Genomic DNA, 26,788 nt, shown 5'->3' with positions numbered 1-26,788 from the left:
TGGAAGCAATCTATTAACAGAACAGGAAGAACAATGGAAGCGTCTAAAGATATGGACCGCGTGATTGATGTCCTCATGTTGGCAGGAACCCTCCTTTTAGAGAGTGGTTCTGAAATCCATCGGGTGGAGGATACCATGATCCGGATTGCTCATTCTCAAGGAATCGATGATTGTAATGCCTTAGCGATGCCAGTCGCTATTTTCTTTTCAATCGAAAATGCCAATATCACGCGGATGAAGCGGATCCTGCGGACCAATTACAATATCGAGAAGGTCTGTGATGTCAATCAGATTTCTCGCCAATTAGTCTCCGGACACATCAATCTCGAAGAAGCCTACCAAGCCTTGAGCCAATTGAAACAAAAGGCAGTCCCTTATACCAATCTGCAGTTAACCATTGCAGCTACTCTTAGTGCCCCTTTTTTTTCCATTATGTTTGGCGGGAATTTCTATGATGCGATTGGAGCAGGTATTGCGACTGTCTTTGCCTTTGCTTTCTCTCTATTAGTTGAGAAATACGTGCGCATCCCTTTTGCCACTGCTTTTGCGGCAGCCTTTGTCTTTGGCTTTTTGGCCCATATTTGGTCTCAATATAGTGGTTTTCCTTCCAATACCGATCTCATTATTGCCGGTTGTGTTATGCCCTTTGTTCCTGGTATTGCCATGACCAATGCGGTGCGAGACCTGATGAACAACCACCTCAATTCTGGGATGAGTAAACTCTTTGAGACTCTCCTCATTACTCTTGCCCTTGGTGCCGGAACGACCGTCGCCCTAGTCCTTATGAAATAAAATAATGAACCTAACAGACTTTTTAATCCAAGCGGTGGCCAGTTTGATTGCCATCATCACCTTTTTAATCGTCCTCAACGTGCAACGTTCTATGCTCATCCCGGGAGGCATTCTAGGCATGGCCATTTGGTTGCTCTACTATATCTTGAAAGGACCTACCAATGTTATTATCGCGACGTTTATCGCCGCCATTGTCGGTTCTTGTATCAGTCAAATTTTAAGTATCATCTACAAGACGCCTGTCGTTGTCTTTATGCTGGCTATTCTCGCTCCCCTGGTTCCTGGATATATTTCCTATCGGACTACCTCCTTCTTTGTCAGTGGCCAATATCAACAGGCAGTAACCAGTGTAACCCTGGTTGTTATTCTGGCCTTGGTCATCTCCATCGGGATGGCTAGTGGGTCTGTCGTCTTGAAACTCTACCATTCTTACCAACGCCATCAAAAAAGAAAAATGACCAATGCCAATTAGCATTGGTTTTTCAAAATTTATCTATGTAATCGCTTGCATTTTTGATTAAAAGGAGTACAATGATAGTGAAATAACAAATCCTTTAGAGTATGCGAGGTGCTGTATGATGATAAACAAGTATGTCAAGTATCTTCCTTGGATGATCCTAGGAGCCCTCCCCTCCTATCAATCAGCGACTTACTATGCCCGTAATTCATTTGACTTGTTCTATCTGACCTTGAACTTTCTGATTGTGTACATCGCTTTAATCGTCTTCTACGAAAAAGTTCTAAGAGACAAATGCAAAGAACTCTTCATACGAATCATGAGCAATCCTAAAAAAGATAAGCAAGACTAACAGGTGAAAGAGAGTGGGACAGAAATCGGTCATTCGTTAGAATTCGATTTCGTTGTCCCACCTCCGCACAGATGAGTAGGACTGTAAAAGCTGATGAAATCAGCGTAGTAGAGCCCACTCAACCACTGCGTTTTGCTTGATAATCCAAGGACAATTGAGAGGCTAGGACTTTTGTCCCAGCCTCTTTTTGATTTTCCTCCTCTCTTTTTCAAACAATCCCCTTGTCCAACTCGGTCCTAAGAATGATTTCCATTCTGTTCTGGCTTTTTCAAGGGAGTTTTGCTCTCAAATATGGTAAAATAGTAACGAAATATACTAGTAGATATCAAATTAAAAGAGGTTATTTATGACAATCGGTATTGATAAGATTGGATTTGCGACCAGCCAGTATGTCTTGCGCTTAAGTGAGCTTGCGGCTGCTCGAAATACAGATCCAGAAAAACTCAGTAAAGGGCTTTTATTGAAAGAACTGAGTATTGCCCCTATTACAGAGGATATCGTCACACTTGGAGCAAGTGCCAGCCATAGTATTTTAACCGAAGAAGAAAAAGAAGAAATCGATATGGTCATCCTAGCGACTGAGTCAGGAATTGACCAGAGTAAGGCTGCTGCTGTTTTCGTTCACGGACTTCTGGGTATCCAACCCTTTGCCCGGAGCTTTGAGATGAAGGAAGCCTGCTATGCTGCAACGGCCGCTTTGGACTATGCTAAACTCCATGTTGAAAAATTCCCACAAAGCAAAGTCTTGGTCATTGCTAGTGATATTGCAAAATATGGAATCGACACCCCTGGAGAGCCGACGCAAGGAGCTGGAGCTGTCGCTATGTTGGTGACGCAGAACCCACGTATCCTAGCATTCAACGATGATAATGTGGCTCAAACCCGGGATGTTATGGATTTCTGGCGCCCCAACTACTCAAGCACCCCCTTTGTCAATGGAATCTATTCAACTCAACAGTACTTGGATTGCTTGAAAACAACTTGGACAGAGTATCAAAAACGGACTGGTTTGACCTTGGATGATTTTGCGGCGGTCTGCTTCCACCTACCTTATCCGAAGCTTGCTCTTAAGGGCTTAAAAAAGATTCTTGACAAGAGTCTTTCTCCTGAGAAACAAGCCCAATTGCAATACAATTTTGAACAATCGATTCTCTACAGCCAAAAGGTTGGGAATATCTATACGGGTTCCCTCTTCCTAGGTTTGCTTTCTCTCTTAGAGAATCAACCTCAACTGGTTGCTGGCGACCGGATTGCCCTCTATGGATACGGAAGTGGCGCAGTTGCTGAGATTTTTAGCGCTCACTTGGTTGAAGGATTTGAGCAAATGCTCCATCCAAACCGTATGGCAGAATTGGATCAGCGAAAAGCTCTTACGATTGCCGAATATGAGAAGATCTTCTTCGAAGAGGCACAATTAGATGCTGAAGGCAATCAAACCTTCCAAGGTTACCAAGATCAAACCTTTGCCTTATCAGAAATCAACGAACACCAACGAACCTATGTAAAGGTAGAACACCATGGTTAAATTAACTGGTTTTTCAAAAGCAAGTCCAGCAGAGCGTATCGAGAAACTGGCTCAGGCCGGACTCCTTTCAGAAGAAGGACTACAAACATTAAGGGACAATGAAACATTGCCCCTTTCTCTTGCCAATGAAATGGTCGAAAATGTCCTTAGCACCTTGGCCTTACCCTTTGGTCTGGCTCCCGGCTTCCAGATAGATGGGCAGGAAGTCCAGGTCCCAATGGTGACGGAAGAACCTTCTGTCATTGCCGCTTCCTCATACGCTGCAGGCCTAATCAAGCGTTCAGGCGGTTTTCAGACCCAGGTTCACAAGCGCCAAATGATTGGGCAAGTAGCTCTCTATGATGTGAGCAATAAAGAAAAGGCCATTCAGGCGATTACAGGAGCTAAAGAAGACCTTCTCCAGCTGGCCAATCAAGCCTATCCTTCCATCGTTAAACGGGGAGGAGGTGCACGAAACCTCTGGATTGAGGAGAAAGGGGACTTTCTCATTTGCTACCTGTCCGTTGATCCCAAAGAGGCCATGGGGGCTAACATGCTCAATACTATGCTAGAAGCCCTGGTCGACCCTTTAGAAGACTTATCCGGGGGTCAAGGCTTAATGGCTATTTTGTCCAACCTAGCGACAGATGCTCTCGTCACTGCCAGGTGTAAGATAGACTACCGTTTTCTCAGTCGCGATCCCAAGGAAGCTGCCGAAATCGCTCAGAAAATGGCTCTGGCCAGTCAATTAGCGGCTGTTGATCCTTATCGAGCAGCCACTCACAACAAGGGCATTTTCAATGGCATCGATGCTGTCGTCTTAGCAACTGGGAATGACTGGCGCGCGATTGAAGCAGGTGGCCATACCTATGCTAGCCTCACAGGACAAGCTCAAGGACTATCTAGTTGGATCCATCATCCAGAACAGCAAGTCCTAGAAGGTCAGCTGACCCTTCCTATGCCCATCGCTACCAAGGGAGGCTCCATCGGACTCAATCCAAGTGTTCAGGTGGCTCATGAACTACTTGGAAATCCCGATGCCCAGACTCTTGCACGGATTATTGTATCCGTTGGCCTGGCGCAAAACTTTGCTGCGCTTAAGGCCTTGGTCAGCACCGGCATTCAACATGGGCATATGAAACTTCAGGCTAAGTCACTCGCCCTGCTTGCTGGCGCTACTCCGTCAGAGGTAGCTCCCGTGGTGCAAGCCCTGCTAGAGGATAGACCCTTTAACCTAGAAAAAGCTCAAGCTGTTTTAGAGAAAATTCGTCAAAATAACTAAAAAATCCTTCCGTGTAAACGGAGGGATTTTTGCTAGTTTCTTGAAGTTAATCATGGATGGAAGAGATTTGTTCGTACCCTTCTTTTACACGGCCATAGAGAAGATAGGGAACCTTTCTTAAATCGGCAATTGTCTGACAAGAAAGAGCACACATAATCAGGCGTAAATCCTCTTTCCAACCATTGACTTGGGCGATGACCTCTTCAACAGACTTCGTCTCTACCAGTTCTAAGATGGTTCGAGAAAGACCGACCCCCTTGGCTCCTAAAACAAGCGCCTTGATCATATCCAAGGGATGACGAACGCCACCAGAGGCAAGAATCTCAACCTGATTCATCAGTGGTTGAGTCCCAAGTAGGGCTTGGACTGTTGTTTGTCCCCAGTCATTGAGATAGGAACGATTTCCTCCCCGACGGTTTTCGATATAGGCAAAACTGGTTCCGCCTCTACCAGAAATATCAACGGTCCTGACACCTAGTTCGATGGCTCTTTGGATAGTTCCGGCATCCATACCAAAACCGACCTCTTTTAGCACCAACGGCACAGGTAGATGCTTTGCATAGTCTGCTAAATGGTCTTGCCAGTTTCTAAAGCTTCGTTCTCCTTCGGGCATGAGAAGCTCCTGCATGAGGTTGACATGGAGTTGGAGAAAGAGAGGCTGGGTCTCCTCAATGGTCCGCAAACCTAGCTCAAGCGGTTTGTCGATCCCGATATTGGTCGCAAAGAGAAGGTCCGGGTAAAGGTCCTTGACTCGATAAGACTCATCTTGGGGATCCTTTAGGGCTGCACTATAGGAACCCGTCACAAAGAGAATGCCACAGGCTTCTGCCACCTGGGCCAACTTTCGATTGATTTCTCCCCCCTTGGCACTACCACCTGTCATGGCATTAATATAAAAAGGGTATTCCCAATCACGACCCGCAAAATGAGTCGTCAAATCGACCTGATCTAAATCAATACTTGGTAAAGAGGAATGAATCAACTCAACCTCATCAAAGCTATTGTAACCTGGAGTCTGCTCCAAGGCCAAGCGAATATGTTCATCCTTTCGGTTGGTCGTCATACTCTCCCATCCTTTCTGAATATAATAAATCAATCCCTGCTTCTTGCCAGCGTCTGACGATCTCTTGGGCATCAGCCTCCTCAAATGCGAGGGCAATCCCACAATCTCCTCCTCCAGCACCACTGGATTTTGCGATGACCTCTAGTCCCTCTTCTGACCTCTTTAATTGGGCTAGTTTTTTGGTATAAATCAACTCACTCAGAGATAGAAGTAAATCACTAGCTCGACGGATAGAGGACCAGGCTAAGTCTCGGTCTGCTTCTTGAAAGGCAACTAAGAGGTCTTGTACAGCCTGCTCCGTCCCCTCTAAGAAGACTGGATCAATGGCTGAACGAACCTGGTTAATCAAATCTCTTGAAATAGCAGGTTCTTGGGTCCAACCCACTAAAAAAGTGTAGGCCAACTGAGGGGCAAGGGGCCGAATTTCATAGCCCCAATCAAGGGCTAAGACCTGGTTTAAATCCTGATTTTGTAATTGTTCAGCTAGTGCACGTCGGTCAAAGGATCGGTAGCTAACCAAGCCTTCATAGGCAATACAGGCTAGGTCTCCCATAGAGCCATTGTCTCCACGCCGAATCAACACCAAACAGGCCAAGCGAAAGAGCAAGTCTGCTGACAAAGGAAAGTCATAAAAAGCTGCCATGGCTTTGAGAGTCAACAAGACGACACTTCCACTAGAACCAATCCCGAATTTCTTACCCTCTCGCTCAAATTTCCCCCAAATACGTAAATCAAAAGGAACAGGTGTTACTCCTTGTGACTGGAGATAGGCGTTCATCAGATGCACGGTCTCTTGGATCAATGCATAGTCTGCCTGCGGAGTCAAGTCAACCGCGTAGGGAAACATATCCGACTGAATCCGATACATAGGGGCTGGTTGGATTTCTGCCTGCATGTAAATAGTGATAAACTGAATAACCGCTGTTTGTCCAGGAGTTAATACAGAATATTCCCCAACAATATAAAGCTTCCCACCTGCTCGAACTTCTTTCTTATTCTTCATGGGTCAAATCCTTGGTCTTGGAAACAATGATACGGTAGTCTTTTTCAAAAAGTGGAACCAACTGCTCCAGATCCTCTTCTAGACAGAGAACTTTCACATTGGGGCCTGCATCCATGGTGAAGTAGCATCGTTTCCCTTCTTCACGAAGAGAGCGCACGAACTCCATGGCCTCATAGCTCTTATCCGTCAAATAGGAGAAGGGTGGACTTGCAGTCTTGGTTGTAGAATGCATGAGAAGAGCATTCCGTTCGGTCAATTCTCCTACTTTTTCAAAATCATTGTCCTTCAGATAACCCAGCATATCTTGGTAATCTTGGGCTGACTGGCTAATCCATTCTTGGAAATTGGCAGAGGTTTCTGTGCACCGTTTCATTCCTTCCCGACTGGAAAGAATCTTTTGCTGGTCGTTTAACACCAGCATGATCATGGCCAGTTTGAGATCCGTTTCTACTTGGTAGATTGCTCCAGTATCCTTGTCCCAAGCAGCCAAAGGCCCAAAGAAGGAACGAGATGACGAGCCGGAAGCAAACTTAGCCGCTTGAGCTTGTTCTGCCTGAGTCATGCCCAGTTGGTAATAGCGATTGCAGGCTTTTACCAATGCAGACAAACCACTAGAACTAGAAGAAAGTCCTGCAGCTGTCGGCATATTGTTGCTGGTATCAACCCGAACAAAGCCTGTCTCCCCTTCTGGTTTAAAGCGGTCGATGACTGCTCCAATCTTGGCCTGCTCCGCTTCATTCTGGAAGACCCCATCAATATAGAAGGCATGAGCCTTGGCTTCAGGTCCCAAAGGGCTGAGGCGAGTCTCCGTATACATATTTTCCAAGGTCAAGGAAATGGAACTAGTTGATGGTACCATCGCTTCACTGTTTTCCTTACCCCAATACTTAATAATGGCGATATTGGCATACGATTTCACACTTACAGGTTTTCGATCCATAACTCCTCCACTCCTTTATTTCTTAGTTCTTTTGCGATCATCTCTGCTTGTTCCTGATCTGCAGCAAGGGCAATGATACAGCCACCGAGCCCGCCACCGCTCATTTTGGCTCCCAAAGCTCCACTCGCTAAGGCTAGTTCCACCAGTTGATCCGCTTCTGGACAACTCACTCCTACTGCCTGCAAATAATGATGACAGTCTGTTAAGATACGTCCCAAGGTGGGAGCATCTTTTTGGGCAAGAGCTTTTTCTGCTTGCTCAGTTAGAAGTCCAATTTCATGGAAACTTGCCAGGGCCTCTGTACCCAAATCCTTGACCTTCTGAATGGCTTCTTTGGTATGGCCACGGATACCTGTATCTGCAATAACCAGCTTGGCACCCAAATCAACCTCTAATTCACTAAAACCGACATTTCGAATGAATTTAATAGGCTTATCACTTAGACAGGTCTTGGCATCCAGCCCACTAGGATTCATATGGGCAATCATTTCCGCTCGATTGACCAAGATTTCCAAAGTCTCTTGACTCAAATCCCGCTTGAAGTAATCAAAGACTGCTCGAATTGCTGCAATACTGACAGCAGCCGAAGACCCCATCCCCCGCTGGGACGGAATCATGGAGTCAATTCGGCAAGCGATGGCCGCCTCCTCAATCCCCAAATACTCTAAGGAAGCGTAAACAGCCATAGATAAGCTATCATTCTCAAAAAGGACCCACGGACGATCCGCAGGTACAATCTGACAGGTGACCTGAATGTGAAGGAGAGGCAAGGCAATGGCTGGATAGCCATAAACAACTGCATGCTCTCCTATTAAAATAATCTTGCTATGTGCCTGTCCGACACCTATCGATCTAGTCATACGTCTCTCAGTTATCTTCATTCTTTCTGCTATAGATTGCTTGATACAATCCTCTCTCCTACCATTTTAATATAAAAAAAGAAAAAAAGCGATGGCTAAACCACGCTTCTTTCTCCGTCTTAGGAAGGATTTTTACTGGCCACTTCCATTTCTGTTTTGATGAGCTCCATCAGTTGATTTCGATCTAGTATCCATTGAGCCCGCTCATCTTTTTCATAGGTCCGATTGGATAGAAAAATAGCCGCCAATTGGAGCTTGCGGTTATAGAGAAGGAAGGTTCCTGTATAACCTGTATGGTCCAACCAGTCTCCTTCCAGATTCCAGGCCAGAGAGCGCGTCTTCCCTTCTTCTAAGGCATAGTTCTGCGATAGAATCTCTGCAAAAGGATCCTGTAAATAATGCTCCAGGAAAATTTCCATATCTCTAATAGTCGAGAACAGGCCTGCACTTCCAGCATGGACTCCCAGCACACGCGCTTTCGGATCATGGACGACGCCACCTGGAAGGCCACGAAGAGTTGGAACGGCTTGAGAAACCGGGCCAAAAGTAGTCTCCTTCATTTGCCAAGGTTCAAAGACTTGCTCCTGAAAAATATGGTCTAAGTCTAGACCAAACCACTTCTCCAGAAGAAAGCCCAACAAAAGAAAATTGACATCCGTATAGTGGAACTGGCGATTGTCCTTGAGTTTCAAGCAGTGCAAGGCTTCTTTTAAGCCCTCAGCATCCAAGTCATCTCGTCCAGGGATGAAAGGATCCAGTCCAGAAGTATGAGTCAAGAGCTGACGGATAGTCACCTCTGCTTGCTCCATATCCGGATAGTAGGAGGCTAAGGGGCGATCGATATCGATTTTCCCTTGCTGGACCAAGAAAGCAAAAATCGTTCCAACTCCGACTACCTTACTCACACTGGCCAAATCATAGGTTAGTCCGGCAACAACAGGCTCTTTTTTAGCTGGATCAGCTAGCCCCAAGTAATACTCCTGCCAGCTTCCTTTCTGATAGAGCGCAAGAGAGGCACCTGGGTAGATGCCTGCTCCTATTTGCTCTTGAATTTTTTGGATGATTTTTTCCATTTTTCTTCACTCATTTCAATCAGCCAAAGACTTGCTTAGGCTTCGAACCACCATTCAATCTTGCTTGGATCCTCAACCAAGACAAATTGTTGCCTTTTTGGTACAAAAGTCACCTGATCTCCAAAGCAAGAGGCCACTTCACTTGCTACAAATGGCTCTAGAATGACCTTGACCTGACAAAGGTCCCAAGTCTGTCCATTAGCTAGTGTGAGGTCCGGACCATCTGATGCTTCTAAGTCTAAATACTCTTCTAAGCCAGGTAGTTGTTGATAGAAAGCTGTAGAAGTCTCTACATTAGGTACACGAAGAACTATCTTTTCTACGAAAAACTCCGTCAAGGTTGTAAACTCTTCATTCGCTTGAAAATCTGGAACTTCCTCAATTTCAGTTAAACTGTCCACTTGCTCTTCCGCATGGAGCAAGATACGATCTCCTTCTGGCGAAAGAGCTTCAAAGGCATAGCCATTTTCCCCTCTGAAGAGGCGATCAACTTGATGACCACGAGCCAGAAGCCACTCAATTTCTTGCGGGTTGGTCACGCGAATCTTTAAGCAAGCCAAGCGTTTTGGTCCCTCAACCTTACGGGTTCTCATACTAGGGGATTCCTCTAAATAGAGGCGGTCTGTCTTCGATTGATCTCCAAGGGATAATAAAGCCCCATCTTCCAACAGGGTTTTCATTCCTAAGACCTTTTCAAAAAATTCTTGATTGACATTTCGATTGTTTGTTTTTAATACGGGTGAAATACTACTAATCTTATTTATGCACATAATTCCTCCAAGTCTTTTATATTTTAAAAGATTTTCTTTTTTTTTACAAGAAATCTTGTGCAAAAAAGACAGATTTCTCAAAATTTTGAATCTGTCTTTCTTTACTTAATATACTGTTCGTGTATGGACCCGCCCGTTTGGAGCTTCAAATTCGTATTCTAAGTAATCCTGATAGGTCCCTGGTGCAATCACTCCACGCACATCTAATACAGCCGTTCCCGCCTGTCCCACAATGGAATCTGCTAACAGGCAGCAATTCGTAGACAGAACAAAGTAAGATTTAAAACGCGAAGAAGTAAATTTATATAGCTCAGCCCCTAAATCATATTTCAATTTGTAAGCGTAGGTCGGCTGACCGTCTTCCAGTAACCTACTAGGTGGATCCCAAGGTTCTAACAACTGATCAATTTCAGCTAGACGCTTCTCTACTGCCTGATTCTCTTCTTCGGTAAGGGATAGGCTGTAGCCAAACAGCGTCTTTTGACTCTCTTTTTTACATAGTTCGATGTATGGTTCCTTATCCACTTTAAACAGTACGCCATCCCCAATCGTCCCAAATAGACGCTCTGAAAAGGGATCGTAACTTCCGTAAGAAATGACCTTCCCCTGATAACAAATATCTACATGCCCAATCGCTCCAAATAAGTTGCTGTCAGAAGTATGAACCAAAATTTCTAATTCCCTTGCCTCTTCTTCTTTTTTCACCAATCGATAAGGGCCTGTGTGTCCCGCCGAGCTCCCTTTTTGAAGAAACTGGTTAAACCGTTTTAACTCCTTAGCAGGGATAAAGGCTGCAAAGATAACCGGTAGGCTAATACGAAAGCGACGTTTTAACTCTTGGCCTTGTTGGTCTTTGTCAAATAAAATACCATCTCGAATATTAGAAATCCCCAACAAGACCAGATAAGCCCCCAAGAGGATAAATTGGAAGTGCCCATCTGAACCAGGTTCCAAGACAGTTGCTAGACCAATCCCACCGTTTAAAAGCGCATCCCATAAATAGAGCCAGCCTCCTTTTACCCGATTGGCCTTATAAAGCCAAAATGTGATCCCATAGACAATGGCACTCCCCAACTGATATGCCCCTAAACAAATCACAACTAAGTTTACGGGCAGACTACTCAGTCGATTCAACCAGATCAACGCAAGTGAAAGAAAAATAAACCAAATAGAGTGGCTATAGGAAATAGACTTGCTACGTAACAAAAAGCGAAGAAGAAAGCTTCCTAGTCCATCAACTAAAAAGTAAATGGCTAATAGATCCAAGGAAAATTTTGTGAAACCAACACCGTTTCGAAAAATGAGGATCCCAAAAATGACGGCAAGAACCCCAAACAATAAAGTCCGTCTTCTTGCAACTTCTTCAACAGATAATTTTCTCACCATGACACCCTCCTTCAGAGATCAAAGGTCTTTAGACAAATACTATTTTATCACGTATAATATAAGAAGTAAAGAAACAGTGAAGCTGATAAAAGGAGCATCCTATGAAATTCAATCAATATAGCTATCTACCAGTCGACCAAGCAGACATTCTAAAGGAACTGAAAGAAATCGGGTTTGACCTTCCCCTTCATCTTACAGAGAAAGAACTGTTTGAATGGTTTGTTCGCAAGGTTTATTTCACCTACAAAAATACAGATTATCCTCTCTCTAACCTAGTGGCGGATGCTGAAACAGATCTCCTGAGCTATTTCCAATCTGACCGCGAATGGTCGCCGGAGATTTTTTACACAGTAGCTCTCCAGTTGCTCGGTTTCCACTATTTTATTGACTTTGAAGATACGGACAGCTTTTTGAAAGAAGTCCAATTTCCGATTAAATATGGAAACTTGGTAGAGAATCTCTATCACCTCCTCAACACTCGAACAGTCAAAGGGAATTTACTAATCGAGCAGTTGGTCAGTGATAGCTTGATCCCTGAAGACAATCGCTACCACTTTTTCAACGGAAAAAGTCTAGCCACTTTTAACTGCCATGATGTGATCCGTGAGGTGGTCTATGTGGAAAGTCGGATTGATAGCGATCAAGATGGTCTTCCGGATCTGGTCAAAGTCAATATTATTCGCCCTCGCTATCAAGGTCAGATTCCAGCTGTTATGACTGCCAGCCCTTATCACCAAGGAACCAATGACAAGGCCAGTGACAAGGCGCTCTATAATATGAATGTGGACCTGGAGAAAAAAGAAGCAAGAAGCATCCAAGTCAGTCAACCCACGCTCGAAATCGTTGACCCAGTTGGAGAAGCTCAACTGGTCTCTGAGGCTGAAGAAACCCTCACTCATATCAACAGCAGTTATACTCTCAATGACTACCTTCTCGCCCGTGGCTTTGCCAATCTCTACGTCTCTGGTCTAGGGACCAAGGACTCCCAAGGCTTGATGACCAACGGGGATTACCGCCAAATCGAGGCCTACAAGAATGTCATCGACTGGCTCAATGGACGCTGTCGTGCATTCACAGACCATAGTCGCCAACGCCAAATCAAGGCTGATTGGTCTAACGGCAAGGTTGCTACGACGGGCTTATCCTACCTAGGGACCATGTCCAATGGACTGGCTACCACAGGGGTTGATGGCCTAGAAGTCATCATCGCAGAAGCCGGTATCTCTTCTTGGTACAACTACTACCGCGAAAATGGCCTTGTCACAAGTCCTGGTGGCTATCCTGGAGAGGATTTTGATTCGCTCGCTGAGTTGACCTATTCACGTGCCCTTCGGGCTGGAGACTATCTCCGCCACCATGCAGCCCATGTCGCTGATTTGGGACGGCTCAAGGAACAAATAGATCGCAAAACAGGGGACTACAACCAGTTCTGGCACGACCGTAACTACCTCCTCCAGGCAGACAAAGTCAAGGCTGAAGTCGTCTTCACCCATGGTTCGCAAGACTGGAACGTCAAACCCCTTCATGTCTATAATATGTTCCAGGCTCTTCCAGCAAACATCAGGAAACACCTCTTCTACCACAATGGGGCCCATGTCTATCTCAACAACTGGCAGTCCATTGACTTCCGTGAAAGCATGAATGCCCTACTTTCTAAAAAATTACTGGGCTACGATTCAAGCTATGAATTGCCAACTGTCATCTGGCAGGACAATACAGGAGAGCAAAGCTGGACTAGCTTAGAAGATTTTGGCAGCCAAACAGCTCGGCGGACCTTCTCTCTTGGTGACAGTGAAAAAGTTATCCAAAACCGCTATGCTACAGAAGACTATGAGCGCTATGGCAAGGCCTATCCAACCTTCTTAACCGATCTTTACCAAGATAAGGCCCAGCAAGTGACCATTGATCTTCCGATAGAAAAAGACCTACACCTCAACGGAAAAGCTCGCCTTCACCTACGGCTCCAATCTAGCACTGACAAGGGCTTGCTCTCAGCCCAACTGATGGAGCTAGGAAGCAAGAAGTACCTCCAGCCTTATCCAGCCGTCCTATCCGTCCGTACCCTTGATAACGGTCGTTACCATATGCTAGACAACTTGACCGAGTTGCCCTTCAAGGAAGCCGGCCAACGAGTAATTACAAAGGGGTATCTCAACCTTCAAAACCGTCATGATCTTTTACAAGTCGAACCTGTAACCCCAGGGGAATGGATGGAATTCGACTTTGAGCTCCAACCAACCATCTACAAGCTGGAAAAAGGGACTACTCTTCGCCTTGTCCTTTATACAACCGATTTCGAGATCACTGTCCGCGACCAAACGGACTACCAACTCACCATTGATCTGGCCAACTCCAGCCTAACCCTTCCTGAAATGGATTGAGAGATTACAGCCTTTTCTCCAGTCGTTCATTCGCCTGCTTGATTTGACAGCCTTGCCTACTTATGATAATATCTAAGAGAGTATTTCATAGAAAAAGAGTTTAGAGGATATTATGGCTATCGAAAAAACAGTCAGCGAAATTGCTGAAATTCTAGGAGTTAGTCGCCAAGCGGTCAATAACCGTGTCAAGGCCCTAGATCCTGAAGATACAGAAAAAAATGATAAGGGAGTTACCGTCGTAACCCGTAGTGGCTTAATCAAACTAGAAGAAATCTACAAAAAGACCATCTTTGAAGACGAGCCTGTCAGTGATGATGTCAAGCAACGGGAACTAATGGAGATTCTAGTCGACGAGAAGAATGCTGAAATCGTTCGTCTCTACGAACAACTAAAATCAAAAGACGACCAGCTAAAATCTAAAGATGAGCAATTAGCTAAAAAGGATGAGCAGTTGCGTGTCAAAGATGTTCAGATCGCTGAAAAAGACAAACAGCTCGACCAACAACAACAGCTAACCCTCCAGGCTATGAATGACCGCGAAACATTGAAATTGGAATTAGATCAAGCCAATGAAAAGGTTCAAGAACAAGAGAGTAAAGGCTTCTGGAGACGTGTCTTTGGTCGCTAAAAACTGACTTCGGTCAGTTTTTTCTATGCCTTTCCCTCCCCTCAACAATTAGAAAATCCAAAAACACCCATTAGATGAAGGAGTTCCCTTGAAAGAATTAAGCCACTATGTCTCCTTTGATTTAGAATTTAATCAATTTGAAGGAAAGTACCACATTATCCAAGTTTCTGCCGTCCGCTTTGCAGATGGCCAAGAAGTTGCCCACTACGATTCCTATGCCTATACGGATAAACCACTAAAGAGCTTTATCAATGGCCTCACCGGGATTACATCTGATAAAATCCTCCAAGCTCCCCCACTCGAGCAAGTTCTAACGGAGTTTCGAGATTTTGTTGCAGATAGTCCCCTCATTGGATACAATGCCATCAAGAGTGACCTCCCTATCCTAGCGGAAAATGGGCTAGAGTTCACAGACCAATATGCTGTTGATGTCTTTGAGGAAGCTTCTAAACGCCGGCCTTCTGACCTCCATGGGATCAAGAACTTGCAGCTCCATACAGTTGCTCAGTTTTTAGGGGTGGCTGGAAAATCCCACGATAGCCTAGAAGATGCCCGGATGACTGCCCTTGTTTATGAAGCCTTTCTCGAATCAGACCGGGCCCGGCAACTCCTAACCGAACAAGAATCCTTTTCTACCTCTCCTTTTGGTGGATTGGACCTCTCCAATTTTTTTAACGACTAAAAAGAGGCTGGGACAAAAGTCCTAGTCTCTCAATTGTATTTGGATTGTCGAGCAAGACGCAGTGGTTGAGTGGGCTCTACTACGCTGATTTCATCAGCTTTTACAGCCCTACTCAACTGTGCGGTGGTGGGACGACGAAATCGAATTCTAACGAATTACCGATTTCTGTCCCACTCTCTTTCTCTGTATGCTTAGAATGGCAATTTACCAGCAAAAGCTCCCAATTTTTTCTTGGTTGCCGCATCAATTTCTTCGATGGCCGCATTGATGGCTTGAACCGTCATATCAGCAAGAGTTTCTGTATCTTCTGGGTCCACTACTGCCGGATTAAATTCGATGGATACCACCTTCTTATCACCTGTCAAGGTAGCTACTACCAAATCCTGAGCAGACTTGCCAACAAATTGAGAAGCCGCCAACTCTGCCTGGCTTTGTTCCATTTGTTTCTGAAGCTTTTGTGCTTGCTTCATCATGTTTTGCATATTCATCATAAAATTTTCTAGATTCCTTTCGTATCAAGGGTTTAGACCCTGTTGCTTAATTTTTACTGCCCACTTCTGCCCATTTTTTTAAAAATCGTCAAATGCGTTAGCGACTTCTTTTTGTTGTGATGGGAACAAATGTGAGTAGATATTTATTGTTGTATTGATAGAACTATGTCCTAGTCGTTTCATTAGAGTGAAAAAGATATAATCCTTTCCTTCTCCTCTCCTCAATCCCTGATTTATCAAAAAAGCTACATGTGAATGCCTAAAATCATGGTTTCGAATCAATTTGAAGTCTTCTGGCAATCGTTTCTTGAATGCTGCTCTAAAGTTAGAGACATTCGGAGCAGTCATAGGCTCCCCTGAAAATTGGAAAATCTGCAAATCATCTGTTGAATCAGTTAGCTTAGACAGTCTCTGACTTTGTACTGACTTCCAGGTTTTCAACTCATCCACAAAAGCTTTATGGATATAGATTTCTCTATTTGATTGAGTCGTCTTTACAGATCCAATATGTATTTTCCCATTGCGATAATAGGCTGACTTACGGATCTTAATATATCCCTCGTCAAGAAAAACATCTCTCCAAGTTAAGGCAAGTGCCTCCCCCATACGAATTCCCGTAAACATGAGTACACGATACAGAAGTTTAAAAGGATACTCACTTTCTTCAAAATAAGATTCAAACTCCTTGAATTGTTCAGGAGTATAATAAGACATTTCTTTATGCTTTTCTGGAAGTTTCCGAATGGCATCACATGGATTATCCTGTCTATATCCTTTCGAAATAGCAATATCAAACAACTTATGAACAAAAATCATTTGTTGGTTAATATGCATTGGTGTAAGTGTCCCACCTTTTACACTTGGCTGTTCAATTAGCCAATCTCGATATTTTTTTACATCTTGAATGGTAACTGAAGACATATCAGCGTATTCAAAGAATCGCGCTACATATTGGGTATAGTATGAGTTCTGGGTATCTACTGTACCTTTTTTATTTCCACGAAGCTCATCTTCTTCTTTTAACATTACATAAAGAGAGGAAATGGTAAGTTTTTGTGTATTCTGTATCTGATTTAACTTATGGATACGGTAATAAGCCGCATATTCCTCTGCTTCTTTTTTTGTTAAAAAATTAGATTTACGATGTCGTGTACGTTTGCCAGTTAAGGAACTTTTACCATCACTAATATCAACTAGCCACAGTCCATCATCCTGTTTAATTACCGCCATGCTATTTTTCTCCTTCAGTCATGACAGCGTTTTGAAGGTTCCCCTCAATTATATCATTTTTTAATTGTATTTGAAAACCAAGAATGGATTCAACTGTGATAATTGGTACACGTCCAATGCGTTTGTTCTTATACCATTCAAATCCTTCTTGTACAAGCTGGCTCTTAGCTTTTCGTATTAATTTACTAGCTTGTGTTTCAGAATATCCAATCAATTCCATTAAATCATTTTTATCTACAACTTGAATCATCTATATCTATTCCTTTCTAATGTCCAATAACATAGGTAAATTGTTTGGCAGTTTCTGCATCAAATGTGCGGTAACTAATGATCCCTAACCCTTTTACATTACACTCTGAGACGAGAATTGAACCATCTGATTTGACCTGTTCCACAAATGAAATGTGTCCGTATATTGGATCAGCTCCAGCTTGTCCAGGGCTAAACGATAGAGCAGAGTGTTCTGTTGGTGTATGGGTTGTTGTGAAACCTGGCTTATTCATCCATTGTCCACCATTTCCCATAAATGGATCAAAGTTGACTCCGACTTGTTTTCCACGGTTGAAGACATACCAGGTACATTGTCCCCAAGGATAGGTACTAGTGATATATCCTGTGGTATCAATAGCTGTTGTCAGACTGTAACCTACCGGTATATCATTTGAAGTTACTCCTCCACCATCTCTAGTTTTTCCTGTAGTTTGTTCAGGAGCTTTTGGTGTTCCTCCATGTTCATCAATGAAGGCATCCAGTTTTTGCATGGTTTCTGCACGTCTTTTTCCCGATCCTGTGGTATCTGTGAAATAGACCCCGCCATCAGTTGCTGGATTGAGCGTTCCATTCGCAAACTTTTTAGCCTTGTCATCTTGAATTTTGAAAGTTTGGTTTTTATTTCCAATGATGGTTTGTTGGGTTAATCCGACAACAGCAACCTCATCGTTAAAGTTATTGGCATATTCTGGATTGGAGTCATAGGCCCCAAAACCAAACATATTGGCTCCAGGATTAGTGGCTACCCCAGCAGTTCCAAGAGAACTTTCATTCAGTGCAATTGCAACGATTCCACGGACATCAAGATTAGATTTAGCTTCCCATTCGAGGAGCTTTTTCCCATTAATTCGGTTCTTATCATAGGAGATTCCTAACGTATCTAAAAAGCCATCTAATTGCTCTGCTGTAATACCGAAGCGATGAACCAGTAGGTTGTGAGTATAGGGATCTCCATCTGACCAGTGATCCGCATAAGTCACTCCATTTTGGGATTGGGGTGAGCCATTCGTCCCACCACCTCCGACAGCCCCCATAAGGATAATGATTATGAGGACCGGTAGAAAGAGAGGAATGAGACCGGCTAATAGAAACCATTTTAGTTTTTTCATCGAATCTCCTTTCTAGTTAATGTCTTATATAAGCAGTGAACAAAACAGTCCCAAAACGCCATTTTGCATCTAAAACGACTGAATAGGACTTAGCCTGTAGGATGATTTGGTCTCTTTCTTGTTCTGAGACTGGAAACAAAAGAAGGAAATCGACTGAGCGTTTTCCTTCTTGGTAGGCTTGATAAAGAGTTTCTTCAAGAACTCTTGGAAAAGCAGTTCTTGAGCGTATCTTGGTATTCATATCATTCTCCTCTAAGTTGTTTTAAGCGTTCTGTTAATCGGTCTCTTCGTTCAATATTGGCTCTCAATTTATCATCTCGTGTCATAGTCTTTCTATAAGCACGAGTGAAGGCATTCGATCCTTGGGCTTTGTACATAGCTTGAGGGTCTTTATATCCTTCTAATTTGCGCTCAATACTATTAATGCGGAGTTGTTTAAATGGAGAAATCCATTCTTCTTTAAGAGTTTGGAATTCCTCGTTTGAACTTGGTGTTGGCTCCGCTGTGATTGGGGATTCCATTGAAGGAGTTGGTGTTTTTTCCTCAACTGGTTTAATCCCTTCTAGCATTGGCTTCGTTTTCGGAATGTTTGGTTCTGGAGCATCTGGACTTATTGGAGTCTCAAGCGTTTCCGTTGGGACCACTTCATCAGGTTGGTGCTCTGATTCCTTATTGGTAAAGAAAGAACCAACATTTTGGAAGTGACTCTTGGCATTCATCATCATCCCAGCTCCAAAACCAGCACTTGCTAAGGCAAAGTTTCCAAGGTGTTGAGCAGATGAAAGGCTTCTAGATGGCACTTGTGAAGCCACCTCTCTGGTCTTTGTGACTCCTTTTTCAACTTTGTTTCCAATATCACTCGCCACCATTCGTGCTTTAGAGCCAAGAATGAATTGGATCAACTCAGCTTTGTATTTCCATAGAAGGAAATATACAAGTCCTTTTGAGACAACTGAAATGAGTAGTTTAAAGACAAGGCCAAAGATGATCAAGGATGGAAGAGTTTTAAGGATGCCATCAAAGCCAGTAATGACGATGTTTTCAATCATTTTCTCAATGTAGAAGACTAACAAAGTCAGTAGACTCGTGATAGCTGGGAAAAGCAACCCGCCAAACATGACTTTCAAGACTCCAAAAATCAGATCCTGCATTCTTGGTACAAAAGACATCAATAGCACAATCGGAAAGAGCAGGATCATCATCAGGACAAGTGTCTGAGCAATGACGTTTAACATCTGAATCAAAATAACCGGTATCGCTAATACGAAGGCTTCACAGATTTTGAAGATGACATAAAACATGCGAGTGAAAATGAAATCGGGCATAGCTGAAACCCACCGGTTCTTTTCACCATCATCATTGGCTCCATTTCCTAGTTCATCCAGATATTTATTACGATCTTTCGATTTAACCGCTTTAAAGTTTCCATTCTTATCGCCTGTTCCTAATACCTTACTATCGTCAAAAGTCTCTTGTTTCCCATCTTGGCTGTTCTTATATTTCCCATTTTCTTGTCCAGTATTGACGAAAACGTAAGCTTTATAAGAGGTTTCTGCTATATAGCTATCTGCCATGGAATCACCAATTTTAATGGATTTATTATTTCCATACTCCACCTTGATATTCGTGATATTTTTAGTGACATCTTGAGAGACATGGTTAATGGTATCTAGTAGATACAGACCACCTGATGTTCCAGCGATTGTTCCAAAGTAACCAAAACCGAGGATAAGAACTAAAAAGACATGAAGGAGAGTTCTTGAAAAAGCTCCTTTCGAAAAGAAAAACTGATAAAAGAGATAGAAAGCTAGTATTAGAAGCAACATTGAAACGAGTGATTGTTTTGCGACTCCTCCAGAACTTGAACCGATGAATCCTTTCCAGATATTCATCGCTCCATTAAATACATAGTTCTTGTAGTTGGAATAGAGATCAATCTTTTCAAGAATTCGAATCAGCAAAGAAAAGAAGCCCACCACTGCGTTTAGAATGAAAAAGAAGAAGTTGACGAAAAGCTCATTAATCAGAACCCAAGCCCCGTTAAAGGAAGCAAACCCAGTTGGCTCCATATAGGACTTGAGAGAGAAGATATCGACTCCTCTTAATTTGTCAAAAGCTTCTTGCATGGATTCACCTCCTAACTAGCGTATTTATTTTCAAGGCTTGATGATACCGTAGCTTTCATTGGTTTTAGAAGCATATCAATATCTTCAAAGATGTTGTGTACAGAGATCATATTGAGATTACCATACACGTCATAGTACAGGCATTGACCAGAGATCATATTGTCAATCCATTCGAGATTGCTTTCAGTGACTTCGAGATTGACGTGTTTTAGGATATCTTCCCGTTCAGACTTTTCATAAAAGGCAAAGATGGTCCCAAATCCAGTTGTGTCATCATCATTTTCTGCATCATGTACAGATTGAGTAATCAGTGCCAAGGTATTATTTTTGGAGCGTCCAATCCGACGCATATTTTTGATAACGGCTTTTCCTTCTGCGGACTTCATAAGAATCCATGCTTCATCAAAGAACTCAATGGTATCTTCATTTTCATTTCGTTCTCCAAAGTGGGTACAGAAGGCTCCAAGCGCAAACATGAGAGCAATAGAGTTGCGTTCATGATCTGAAATTTTTGTGGAATCATCTTTTGGTAGTTTGAGGTTATTGACCTCTAGGATGGTCACTCGTGATTCATAGTTAAGGCCTTGAGTGGTCCCATCTGAAAAGGCTAGTTCCAAGATAGAGTTCGTCACAATTGATGTCAGATAACGACCAACTGACGCTATCTCAGAGGAAGTGGAGTCTCTCAGCACTTTTAGGACGTGTTTAAAGCCGACTTTCTCTCCAGCGACTCGTTTTTCTACAATCGCATTAATAGCTTCTGTGATCGCTGTTTTCTGGTCCATCGTGACATCATCTACTGCTTGTAGTAGAAACTCGAGCATGTTTTTTGCGACCTCTACAGCTTGTTCTTTATCTAGAACGACAATAGGATCTAAGACACCGTGGTTTGATGGAAGCGAGCTATCTAGTGTCACAAAGTTAAAGTTCTCAATCTGTCTCTTTCGTTCAGGATAGAGGCGTGCGAATTCAGGTGAGTTAATCACTTCTTGATAGTGATTTCTAAGTTCTCGTTTAGGATCAATGTAAAGGGTTTTGACATTCTGTAAAGCTACACTTAAAAAGATGATCTGAGCAAGGAAAGATTTCCCTTGTCCTGTTGCGCCCGTAATAATGATGTGTGGGTTCTTAGTGATCTTTCCAGCGATATCTTCCTTATTTCCCACTGTCGCATTGTAGAGGACGATATTTTTAGAAGAGTCAATAGCTTTAGCGATATTGTCCCAACGACCTGTCCAGTTATCTACTCGGCCGATATACCAACCGATACGGTTCCCAGAAGAGGTATTGGTAAAGGGCATGAGTTCTGAAAATCCACGAGCTGTGACCATATGTGTCCAGGTGCGAGTTTTCTTTTGGAGGTTTTCTCCATAGAGCAGCGCTTGAAAGAGATAGGGTCCGTCTTGAGAGGCCTCACTAATTTCGACTCCCATATCATCAAAGTAGTTCAAAACCACTTGTCGTCTTTGACGGAGCTGATTCACACTTGAAGCAGAGATAATCAGATAGGCTCCATATTCGATGATATCTTCCTTGTTTCCGACTTTCTTCATTAAGTCCTTTAGGGAGATGGAACCCATAATGATCTCATCTTGTTGGACAGTATCAGTATTTTCTGCCTCTTCCATGATGTTTCTGTAACGTGTATTCGATCGTCCCATTCGTCCCTTGATCTTGTTGGTATCAATGAATTCTGCCTTGATTCGTAGCTCAACGGGAAAGTTTAAGCGTTGGATAAATTCGCCAAGATGAAAACCATTGAATTGAACAGGAAATTTACCAACCGGAAGAATAGTCACAAAAGAAGATCCATAAGGGCTTTCTAGCTTAAGAAAGCCACCTTTTAGGACTTTGATCAAGGTATCTGTGATATTGAATTGAGCACGATTAGCGAGCACCTCCTTCTTGTAGTGAGGGATATAGCGAAGGTACTGCATCCGCTGGTAATAAAAGAGTTCTTCATTGGATAACCGTTTTGCCCGAAGAACGGAGAAGGCTTGAAAAATAGTGAATTCATCACTTTTATAGTCTTCATACCAAGTGGGACTTAATTCATATTCATAGCCAAGACCCTTGGCAATTTTTTCTGAGAACTCATTGAAGCTCTCATAGGCCAAGTCTTTGACGGTCGCTCCATGATTTTGTTTGCGTAAGGTCACTCCAACGACCCAATCAAACTGATAAGGGATTTCCATTTCATCTGTTAGACGATCCACTGTATAAAGAAGCAGTTCTTCTCCTAGTCCAAAACTATCATCTGCTAGAGCATCTGAAAAGTCCCGCATTTTCTCTTCTAAGAGATAGTCTTTAGGGATCAGAGATATTTCAAAGAACTTGTTTTTCTGGAGCTTCTTCATCATTTGAGCAACAGTGATTTTGTGTTTGCCCTTTTTTTCATCATCCGTAATTGTGATAGGAGTGTTGGGAATACGATAATAAGCCACGACTGTTTGATCTTTTTTGAGAGCTAGATTTTCATGTGTTTCCCTAATAGGATAGGTTAAAGTAATACTCATAGGTCCTCCTTTTCTATAGATTTGTTTTTTCAAAGACAATTTCTTCTATAGGCTCTATCCGATCTTCATGGTAGATAGCTTTTTTATTGATCTTAAAGTCCCAAAAGTAAATCAGGTAATCTCCAATAAAGACGTGCATCTTTTTACCGTGAGGCTCGTATTCAGTATAAAATTTGGCCAATTTGTAAGGAAGATACCAATAGAGCAAGAGAGAAATTGAGTGAGTGATTTTTGCGAGTGGCACAAAGATAAATCCTCCAAAGAGTAACATGGCCACAAAAATGATGATAAAAACAATGAAAAAGGACAACTGCATAGGTGTCGCAAAGTACCATAGTCGTGTGCCCTTTTTTGTCTTAATTTCTTGGATCCAATAAGGAGCATTTAGGCCCTTACTGTAGTCATAAAGTCTTTCTTCATTCATACTTAAAGTCCTGATTCAATACCGAAGAGTCGCAGGAACCAGCCGACTGCTTTTAGGATATCTTGTCCTTTCGCAATCGAAACAATAACGGCATAGAAACCAACGACTGAGAAGAGTTGAAGCCAAGAACTGTTTCGCCAGGCTTTGATCGCTAAGAGCACGGCAATAGCTGTTAGGATCCAAATTCCATCGCCTTGGAGGAAGATTCGTAGATTGTCTGTATTCATAGAGTTCTCCTATTCTTTATCATTTGCATAATTCAGTGGAATGATGTGTTCTAGTTTTGTGACATAGTAGGTCTTTTCTTTTTCTGAGAGAATAAAGGTGAAGTTTTCTGAATGAGTGGTCCATCCAACCTCAAAAGTTGCTTGGACATATGCGATTAGATTCTGACCGTCTTTTTTTAGATAGATATAATCAATTGTTTTGAAGGTGGTATTGGCTATAATATCCACATCCTTAGCAATCAGATTAAGGTTATCTTGGTTAGTAGTATAGTTGGTAAAGAAGACCTTGAGGAACTTTTCAACCTTCTTACGCTGAGTATCTGAAAAGTGATCGCTAGCGGTTAATTGAAGCTGATCGTCTTCGCTAAAGTGTCCAGCTTGTGAGGATTCTATAGCAGAAAACCAAGGAAGGCCAGAAACATAATATTTCCCATCTTTTTCATCAAATGGAATATTGAAACCTGTCACAATTTCTTTTTCTTCTGTGTTGTTATCCCGACGGATCGTTTCCTTATATTTGATCTTATAGGTCGCAACTTTTCCTTCTACAGTCACTAACTGAGAGTAGAGAAGTTCACTAGGATTTCGAACTTGACCTTGAGCTTTCACATCAGGAATGAAGTTGTAAAAGCTATTTAAGTATTCCACTTGAGCTTGTTGCTTATCCCCTTCTTGTGGAAGGGTGAAATAAGCATAGACATAGTCGTTCAAGTAGTACTGGAGTTTATAGTCGTATTTTCTACTAGACTCCATTGGCTGTGCCTTTTGTTTTTTAGTAGCCTCTACTTGAGCTTGTAGTGTACCTACCTTATTTGATAGTGTGATAGCACGAATAGATCCCAAGAGACCAACAAAAAGGAGGAAAGCAATTCCTCCTATGACTGCAATATTGACGGTCTTTTTATTGGTGACTTTTAGTTTTGGTGGACCTCCTTTTTTCTCCACCTTTTTAAAGTGAGAGAGATATTCTTTTGCTTGAAGCAAGTAGCGTTTGGCTTTATCCATAGATCCTCCTTTTAGAGAGTAGCGAGTTCAATGAGCTTTGAGCCTTTTGCATAGAGGCGCTTATTGGCTTTTTCGATCTCGCCATTAATGTAATAGTAGCCTCGTAGCTCAGTTTGGAGTTGTTCGATCAGGTCAGGTTTTAGGTCTTTGGCTTCTTCTTTTTTAAGGAGACTATTTAATTCTCCAGCCTTGGTCCAAGCCTCTCTGTGATCTTTCTTTTTAAGTAATTCTCCCAGTTCATTCGTGACTTGAGAGACTTTCTTTTCAAAAATAGTTTTAGTAGCCATTTCAATTTCCTTTCTAAATTTTTCTTGGTTTTCTTTGATGGTCTTTTGAATATAAGCAATGAGTGAGGGGCGCATTTTCTTATTTACGCTCAACACTTGACCATCTAAGGTAAAACAAGCATGTTCATAGTTATAGAACCCTCTACTATCTGGAAGATCTTCTGTACACCTGCCTGCACATTCATAGTAGAAGTCCTTTCCTTTTCGTAAGAGGATATACATATTCCAGAATTCATGTTCTGGAAGAAGTAAAAAGTCAGCTTGATAGATCTTCTTTAACATCTTAAGAAGCCTCAAGCAGATCATCGTAGCCTAGAGCTTGGTAGATAAAATCTGAATCGAACCAGAGCCAGTCATTGATTTGTCCTTCAGTTGGTGTATCACCAGAGAAGATATCTTCACAAATGACAGTTAGGGCATCTACTCCACCACGTTCACGGACAGTGTTCAAGGTGGTTAGTCCACCAGACCAAGCTTTAAAGTTTTCTAGTGAATTGATTTGAACTTTGTATTCCATATTGCTTTTCCTTTCTAGTGTTCATAATGTTTATTGGCTTTGAGAAGTCGTAACATGGCTTTTCCTCTATCTGTGATCTCTCCGCTGTTCTGAATCATTTTCATGTATTCTGTTTGCAGGATTTTATCTGCTTCAGTGACTAGTGCAAGGGAGTTCGCAACTTGATAGGTCAGCCAGCGAATCGTTCGCTCAATACTGTAAGGCTGTGGGTTGGTTGAAAGTTTTAAGGGTTCGACACCCCCAAAGAGCCGTTGCCATTTTTCATCGGGTTTATATGCTCCAAAACGAGTAACTCCATCATAGACTTGGATTTCTTTGTTTATGATGCCTCTAGCGATTTCTCCGAGATCTACACCATTGATGTATTCCTCCACAATGCCTTGAGCTTTCTGATCTGAAAAGCGGAGTTCATAGCGATTCCAGATACCAAAAATCTCCAAGGATTCGTCCAAGGAGATGTTTTCCATTCGAGCAATTTCATAGCGCTTTTCATAAAAGTTGAAATAGAGTTGACTTTGACGACTTCCAAAGTAAATGGACAAGCCGTGATTCGCTTCCATGTCTTCATTATCTGTGAAAGATCCACCACCCGTGATATTCCATTTCTTGATCGTGTCTAGGACAATCTCTTTGGAATAGAGTTTATCAATCAATTTGGGAATTTGAATTTGTTCGTCCTCGTGACCATAACCCTTATAGAGTTCATCTAGAGCGATATCGAGTCGCTTCACCCGAACGTCTTCATAGGAATAAAGAATGTTTTGAAGAAAGATCTGCCAAGTGATCCCCTTGTCTTCTAGAAGTAGTTCTAACTCACGGCATCCTTGCCCGGATAGCTGAAGGCAAGTTTGGTAGTCATTGGTCACAGACTTATCAAAGAAATCAAAAATCCAGATATCTCCTCGTTGCCACAAGTGGGTATAGTTCATAAGGCGAGTTTCTTGATCTGTAAATTCGCTTAAGTGACAGTGAAGGAAGTTTTCACAGAAAGCATCTAAATCTTTTAATCTAGGAAAGGTCAATCGTAGATAGTCGATTTGAGCTCGAAGACTGTTTTTATCGCAGTCTTGATAGTAACCGAGTCTCTCTTTTAGTTCTCTAAACTTATCAATCGTCAGTCCTCTTTCGCCTGTTTCATAGGAGCGATAGGTTCTTGTAGGTAGATCAACAGCTTGTGCAAATGCTTTTTGACTAAGTCCTGTTTGTTTTCTGAAATTCTTAATATGAAAAGGACTAATTTTGTCCATTCATCGCAACACCTCTTTCTAACAAAGTGACACACTTTTTTGACGAAAGTGACACACTTCATAAAAATTGAAAACCCAACTCCCATAAGGAATGAGGAGGGGTGGACTTGGCGTTTTTGCCAAATGTAACCCCCCTATTAGAAAACGGGGGTTGAAGTTTCATCAT

General features: G+C 42.6%; 28 protein-coding genes. 8 read left to right on the top strand and 20 right to left on the bottom strand.

All coding sequences use genetic code 11. From position 1 onward, the window contains the following. Positions 1-33: 33 nt before the first annotated feature. From D7D50_RS04490 to D7D50_RS04465, 5 genes are all read left to right on the top strand, one after another. Positions 34-792 carry a threonine/serine exporter family protein gene (locus D7D50_RS04490; protein ID WP_120701594.1) on the top strand — a complete coding sequence of 253 codons (759 nt, stop codon included), beginning with the start codon at positions 34-36 and terminating at the stop codon, positions 790-792. A 4-nt stretch (positions 793-796) separates the two neighbouring features. Beyond that, positions 797-1,264 (top strand): threonine/serine exporter family protein, encoded by a 468-nt coding sequence (locus tag D7D50_RS04485; protein ID WP_120701593.1) that lies wholly within the window; start codon positions 797-799, stop codon positions 1,262-1,264. 106 nt (positions 1,265-1,370) lie between these two features. Then, positions 1,371-1,601, top strand: a complete 231-nt coding sequence (locus D7D50_RS04480) for a hypothetical protein (protein ID WP_120701592.1) — start codon at positions 1,371-1,373, stop codon at positions 1,599-1,601. Between the two features lie 346 nt (positions 1,602-1,947). Continuing rightward, positions 1,948-3,126 (top strand): hydroxymethylglutaryl-CoA synthase, encoded by a 1,179-nt coding sequence (locus D7D50_RS04470; RefSeq protein WP_120701591.1) that lies wholly within the window; start codon positions 1,948-1,950, stop codon positions 3,124-3,126. After that, positions 3,119-4,387: a hydroxymethylglutaryl-CoA reductase, degradative gene (locus tag D7D50_RS04465; protein WP_120701590.1), complete on the top strand. Its 1,269-nt coding sequence runs from the start codon at positions 3,119-3,121 to the stop codon at positions 4,385-4,387. Before D7D50_RS04470 ends, D7D50_RS04465 begins: the two co-directional genes overlap by 8 nt. 46 nt (positions 4,388-4,433) lie before the next feature. Here the strand turns inward: D7D50_RS04465 and fni are convergent, their stop codons facing one another. From fni to D7D50_RS04430, 7 genes are all read right to left on the bottom strand, one after another. Next, a complete protein-coding gene (gene fni, locus D7D50_RS04460) occupies positions 4,434-5,450 on the bottom strand; it encodes a type 2 isopentenyl-diphosphate Delta-isomerase (protein WP_120701589.1) in 1,017 nt (338 codons plus the stop codon). Next, positions 5,428-6,453 (bottom strand): phosphomevalonate kinase, encoded by a 1,026-nt coding sequence (locus tag D7D50_RS04455; RefSeq protein ID WP_120701588.1) that lies wholly within the window; start codon positions 6,451-6,453, stop codon positions 5,428-5,430. The genes fni and D7D50_RS04455 overlap by 23 nt, the downstream gene beginning before the upstream one ends. Continuing rightward, the gene (gene mvaD, locus D7D50_RS04450; protein ID WP_023024453.1) at positions 6,443-7,393 is read right to left on the bottom strand and encodes a diphosphomevalonate decarboxylase; all 951 of its coding nucleotides are present in this window, start codon (positions 7,391-7,393) and stop codon (positions 6,443-6,445) included. The genes D7D50_RS04455 and mvaD overlap by 11 nt, the downstream gene beginning before the upstream one ends. After that, a complete protein-coding gene (mvk, locus tag D7D50_RS04445; RefSeq protein ID WP_120702326.1) occupies positions 7,375-8,253 on the bottom strand; it encodes a mevalonate kinase in 879 nt (292 codons plus the stop codon). The genes mvaD and mvk overlap by 19 nt, the downstream gene beginning before the upstream one ends. 119 nt (positions 8,254-8,372) lie before the next feature. Beyond that, a complete protein-coding gene (locus D7D50_RS04440; protein ID WP_120701587.1) occupies positions 8,373-9,326 on the bottom strand; it encodes a serine hydrolase domain-containing protein in 954 nt (317 codons plus the stop codon). 35 nt (positions 9,327-9,361) lie between these two features. After that, on the bottom strand, positions 9,362-10,096 hold the full coding sequence (locus D7D50_RS04435) for a CppA N-terminal domain-containing protein (RefSeq protein WP_023024457.1): 735 nt from the start codon (positions 10,094-10,096) through the stop codon (positions 9,362-9,364). A gap of 105 nt (positions 10,097-10,201) precedes the next feature. After that, entirely contained in the window at positions 10,202-11,482 is a 1,281-nt protein-coding gene (locus D7D50_RS04430; protein WP_023024458.1) for a DUF308 domain-containing protein, read from the bottom strand. A gap of 101 nt (positions 11,483-11,583) precedes the next feature. Between D7D50_RS04430 and D7D50_RS04425 the strand changes: the two genes are divergently transcribed. The 3 genes from D7D50_RS04425 (at position 11,584) to D7D50_RS04415 (ending at position 15,173) form a co-directional block, all read left to right on the top strand. After that, complete coding sequence (locus tag D7D50_RS04425; protein ID WP_120701586.1) at positions 11,584-13,863, top strand: Xaa-Pro dipeptidyl-peptidase; 2,280 nt, start codon at positions 11,584-11,586, stop codon at positions 13,861-13,863. A 112-nt stretch (positions 13,864-13,975) separates the two neighbouring features. Beyond that, positions 13,976-14,491 carry a DUF536 domain-containing protein gene (locus tag D7D50_RS04420; protein ID WP_120701585.1) on the top strand — a complete coding sequence of 172 codons (516 nt, stop codon included), beginning with the start codon at positions 13,976-13,978 and terminating at the stop codon, positions 14,489-14,491. An 88-nt stretch (positions 14,492-14,579) separates the two neighbouring features. Continuing rightward, positions 14,580-15,173, top strand: coding sequence for a 3'-5' exonuclease (locus tag D7D50_RS04415; RefSeq protein WP_120701584.1), 594 nt, complete (start codon positions 14,580-14,582; stop codon positions 15,171-15,173). Between the two features lie 191 nt (positions 15,174-15,364). Here D7D50_RS04415 and D7D50_RS04405 read toward each other — a convergent pair whose 3' ends face one another. The 13 genes from D7D50_RS04405 to D7D50_RS04345 form a co-directional block, all read right to left on the bottom strand. Further along, positions 15,365-15,664 (bottom strand): YbaB/EbfC family nucleoid-associated protein, encoded by a 300-nt coding sequence (locus D7D50_RS04405; RefSeq protein ID WP_023024462.1) that lies wholly within the window; start codon positions 15,662-15,664, stop codon positions 15,365-15,367. 78 nt (positions 15,665-15,742) lie between these two features. Next, positions 15,743-16,894, bottom strand: coding sequence for a site-specific integrase (locus tag D7D50_RS04400; protein WP_120701583.1), 1,152 nt, complete (start codon positions 16,892-16,894; stop codon positions 15,743-15,745). 1 nt (position 16,895) lies between these two features. After that, a complete protein-coding gene (locus tag D7D50_RS04395) occupies positions 16,896-17,144 on the bottom strand; it encodes a DUF3173 family protein (RefSeq protein ID WP_049486003.1) in 249 nt (82 codons plus the stop codon). A 16-nt stretch (positions 17,145-17,160) separates the two neighbouring features. Then, on the bottom strand, positions 17,161-18,273 hold the full coding sequence (locus tag D7D50_RS04390; protein WP_061454880.1) for a CHAP domain-containing protein: 1,113 nt from the start codon (positions 18,271-18,273) through the stop codon (positions 17,161-17,163). A 16-nt stretch (positions 18,274-18,289) separates the two neighbouring features. After that, entirely contained in the window at positions 18,290-18,514 is a 225-nt protein-coding gene (locus tag D7D50_RS04385) for a hypothetical protein (RefSeq protein ID WP_009731701.1), read from the bottom strand. Position 18,515: 1 nt separating this feature from the next. Then, positions 18,516-20,399, bottom strand: coding sequence for a conjugal transfer protein (locus D7D50_RS04380; protein WP_120701582.1), 1,884 nt, complete (start codon positions 20,397-20,399; stop codon positions 18,516-18,518). Between the two features lie 11 nt (positions 20,400-20,410). Further along, positions 20,411-22,915, bottom strand: coding sequence for an ATP-binding protein (locus D7D50_RS04375; RefSeq protein WP_120701581.1), 2,505 nt, complete (start codon positions 22,913-22,915; stop codon positions 20,411-20,413). Between the two features lie 13 nt (positions 22,916-22,928). Then, positions 22,929-23,339 carry a conjugal transfer protein gene (locus tag D7D50_RS04370; protein WP_120701580.1) on the bottom strand — a complete coding sequence of 137 codons (411 nt, stop codon included), beginning with the start codon at positions 23,337-23,339 and terminating at the stop codon, positions 22,929-22,931. 2 nt (positions 23,340-23,341) lie between these two features. Next, positions 23,342-23,566, bottom strand: coding sequence for a TcpD family membrane protein (locus tag D7D50_RS04365; RefSeq protein ID WP_120701579.1), 225 nt, complete (start codon positions 23,564-23,566; stop codon positions 23,342-23,344). A 9-nt stretch (positions 23,567-23,575) separates the two neighbouring features. Further along, positions 23,576-24,571: a conjugal transfer protein gene (locus tag D7D50_RS04360; RefSeq protein ID WP_120701578.1), complete on the bottom strand. Its 996-nt coding sequence runs from the start codon at positions 24,569-24,571 to the stop codon at positions 23,576-23,578. Between the two features lie 11 nt (positions 24,572-24,582). Then, positions 24,583-25,140: a conjugal transfer protein gene (locus tag D7D50_RS04355; RefSeq protein WP_120701577.1), complete on the bottom strand. Its 558-nt coding sequence runs from the start codon at positions 25,138-25,140 to the stop codon at positions 24,583-24,585. Position 25,141: 1 nt separating this feature from the next. Then, the gene (locus tag D7D50_RS04350; protein WP_120701576.1) at positions 25,142-25,375 is read right to left on the bottom strand and encodes a hypothetical protein; all 234 of its coding nucleotides are present in this window, start codon (positions 25,373-25,375) and stop codon (positions 25,142-25,144) included. A gap of 14 nt (positions 25,376-25,389) precedes the next feature. Further along, on the bottom strand, positions 25,390-26,622 hold the full coding sequence (locus D7D50_RS04345) for a replication initiation factor domain-containing protein (RefSeq protein ID WP_120701575.1): 1,233 nt from the start codon (positions 26,620-26,622) through the stop codon (positions 25,390-25,392). Positions 26,623-26,788: the final 166 nt, after the last annotated feature.

The organism is Streptococcus koreensis (genome assembly GCF_003627135.1).
GTDB classification, from domain to species: Bacteria; Bacillota; Bacilli; order Lactobacillales; family Streptococcaceae; genus Streptococcus; species Streptococcus ilei.
This window is presented reverse-complemented; position numbering and strand designations above follow the sequence as displayed.

Excerpts from the sequence above, each read along its gene's own strand:
- D7D50_RS04490 (WP_120701594.1), top strand. The coding sequence starts at position 34 with ATGGAAGCGTCTAAAGATATGGACCGCGTGATTGATGTCCTCATGTTG.
- D7D50_RS04485 (WP_120701593.1), top strand. The coding sequence starts at position 797 with ATGAACCTAACAGACTTTTTAATCCAAGCGGTGGCCAGTTTGATTGCC.
- D7D50_RS04480 (WP_120701592.1), top strand. The coding sequence starts at position 1,371 with ATGATAAACAAGTATGTCAAGTATCTTCCTTGGATGATCCTAGGAGCC.
- D7D50_RS04470 (WP_120701591.1), top strand. The coding sequence starts at position 1,948 with ATGACAATCGGTATTGATAAGATTGGATTTGCGACCAGCCAGTATGTC.
- D7D50_RS04465 (WP_120701590.1), top strand. The coding sequence starts at position 3,119 with ATGGTTAAATTAACTGGTTTTTCAAAAGCAAGTCCAGCAGAGCGTATC.
- fni (WP_120701589.1), bottom strand. The coding sequence starts at position 5,450 with ATGACGACCAACCGAAAGGATGAACATATTCGCTTGGCCTTGGAGCAG.
- D7D50_RS04455 (WP_120701588.1), bottom strand. The coding sequence starts at position 6,453 with ATGAAGAATAAGAAAGAAGTTCGAGCAGGTGGGAAGCTTTATATTGTT.
- mvaD (WP_023024453.1), bottom strand. The coding sequence starts at position 7,393 with ATGGATCGAAAACCTGTAAGTGTGAAATCGTATGCCAATATCGCCATT.
- mvk (WP_120702326.1), bottom strand. The coding sequence starts at position 8,253 with ATGACTAGATCGATAGGTGTCGGACAGGCACATAGCAAGATTATTTTA.
- D7D50_RS04440 (WP_120701587.1), bottom strand. The coding sequence starts at position 9,326 with ATGGAAAAAATCATCCAAAAAATTCAAGAGCAAATAGGAGCAGGCATC.
- D7D50_RS04435 (WP_023024457.1), bottom strand. The coding sequence starts at position 10,096 with ATGTGCATAAATAAGATTAGTAGTATTTCACCCGTATTAAAAACAAAC.
- D7D50_RS04430 (WP_023024458.1), bottom strand. The coding sequence starts at position 11,482 with ATGGTGAGAAAATTATCTGTTGAAGAAGTTGCAAGAAGACGGACTTTA.
- D7D50_RS04425 (WP_120701586.1), top strand. The coding sequence starts at position 11,584 with ATGAAATTCAATCAATATAGCTATCTACCAGTCGACCAAGCAGACATT.
- D7D50_RS04420 (WP_120701585.1), top strand. The coding sequence starts at position 13,976 with ATGGCTATCGAAAAAACAGTCAGCGAAATTGCTGAAATTCTAGGAGTT.
- D7D50_RS04405 (WP_023024462.1), bottom strand. The coding sequence starts at position 15,664 with ATGATGAATATGCAAAACATGATGAAGCAAGCACAAAAGCTTCAGAAA.
- D7D50_RS04400 (WP_120701583.1), bottom strand. The coding sequence starts at position 16,894 with ATGGCGGTAATTAAACAGGATGATGGACTGTGGCTAGTTGATATTAGT.
- D7D50_RS04395 (WP_049486003.1), bottom strand. The coding sequence starts at position 17,144 with ATGATTCAAGTTGTAGATAAAAATGATTTAATGGAATTGATTGGATAT.
- D7D50_RS04390 (WP_061454880.1), bottom strand. The coding sequence starts at position 18,273 with ATGAAAAAACTAAAATGGTTTCTATTAGCCGGTCTCATTCCTCTCTTT.
- D7D50_RS04385 (WP_009731701.1), bottom strand. The coding sequence starts at position 18,514 with ATGAATACCAAGATACGCTCAAGAACTGCTTTTCCAAGAGTTCTTGAA.
- D7D50_RS04380 (WP_120701582.1), bottom strand. The coding sequence starts at position 20,399 with ATGCAAGAAGCTTTTGACAAATTAAGAGGAGTCGATATCTTCTCTCTC.
- D7D50_RS04375 (WP_120701581.1), bottom strand. The coding sequence starts at position 22,915 with ATGAGTATTACTTTAACCTATCCTATTAGGGAAACACATGAAAATCTA.
- D7D50_RS04370 (WP_120701580.1), bottom strand. The coding sequence starts at position 23,339 with ATGAATGAAGAAAGACTTTATGACTACAGTAAGGGCCTAAATGCTCCT.
- D7D50_RS04365 (WP_120701579.1), bottom strand. The coding sequence starts at position 23,566 with ATGAATACAGACAATCTACGAATCTTCCTCCAAGGCGATGGAATTTGG.
- D7D50_RS04360 (WP_120701578.1), bottom strand. The coding sequence starts at position 24,571 with ATGGATAAAGCCAAACGCTACTTGCTTCAAGCAAAAGAATATCTCTCT.
- D7D50_RS04355 (WP_120701577.1), bottom strand. The coding sequence starts at position 25,140 with ATGTTAAAGAAGATCTATCAAGCTGACTTTTTACTTCTTCCAGAACAT.
- D7D50_RS04350 (WP_120701576.1), bottom strand. The coding sequence starts at position 25,375 with ATGGAATACAAAGTTCAAATCAATTCACTAGAAAACTTTAAAGCTTGG.
- D7D50_RS04345 (WP_120701575.1), bottom strand. The coding sequence starts at position 26,622 with ATGGACAAAATTAGTCCTTTTCATATTAAGAATTTCAGAAAACAAACA.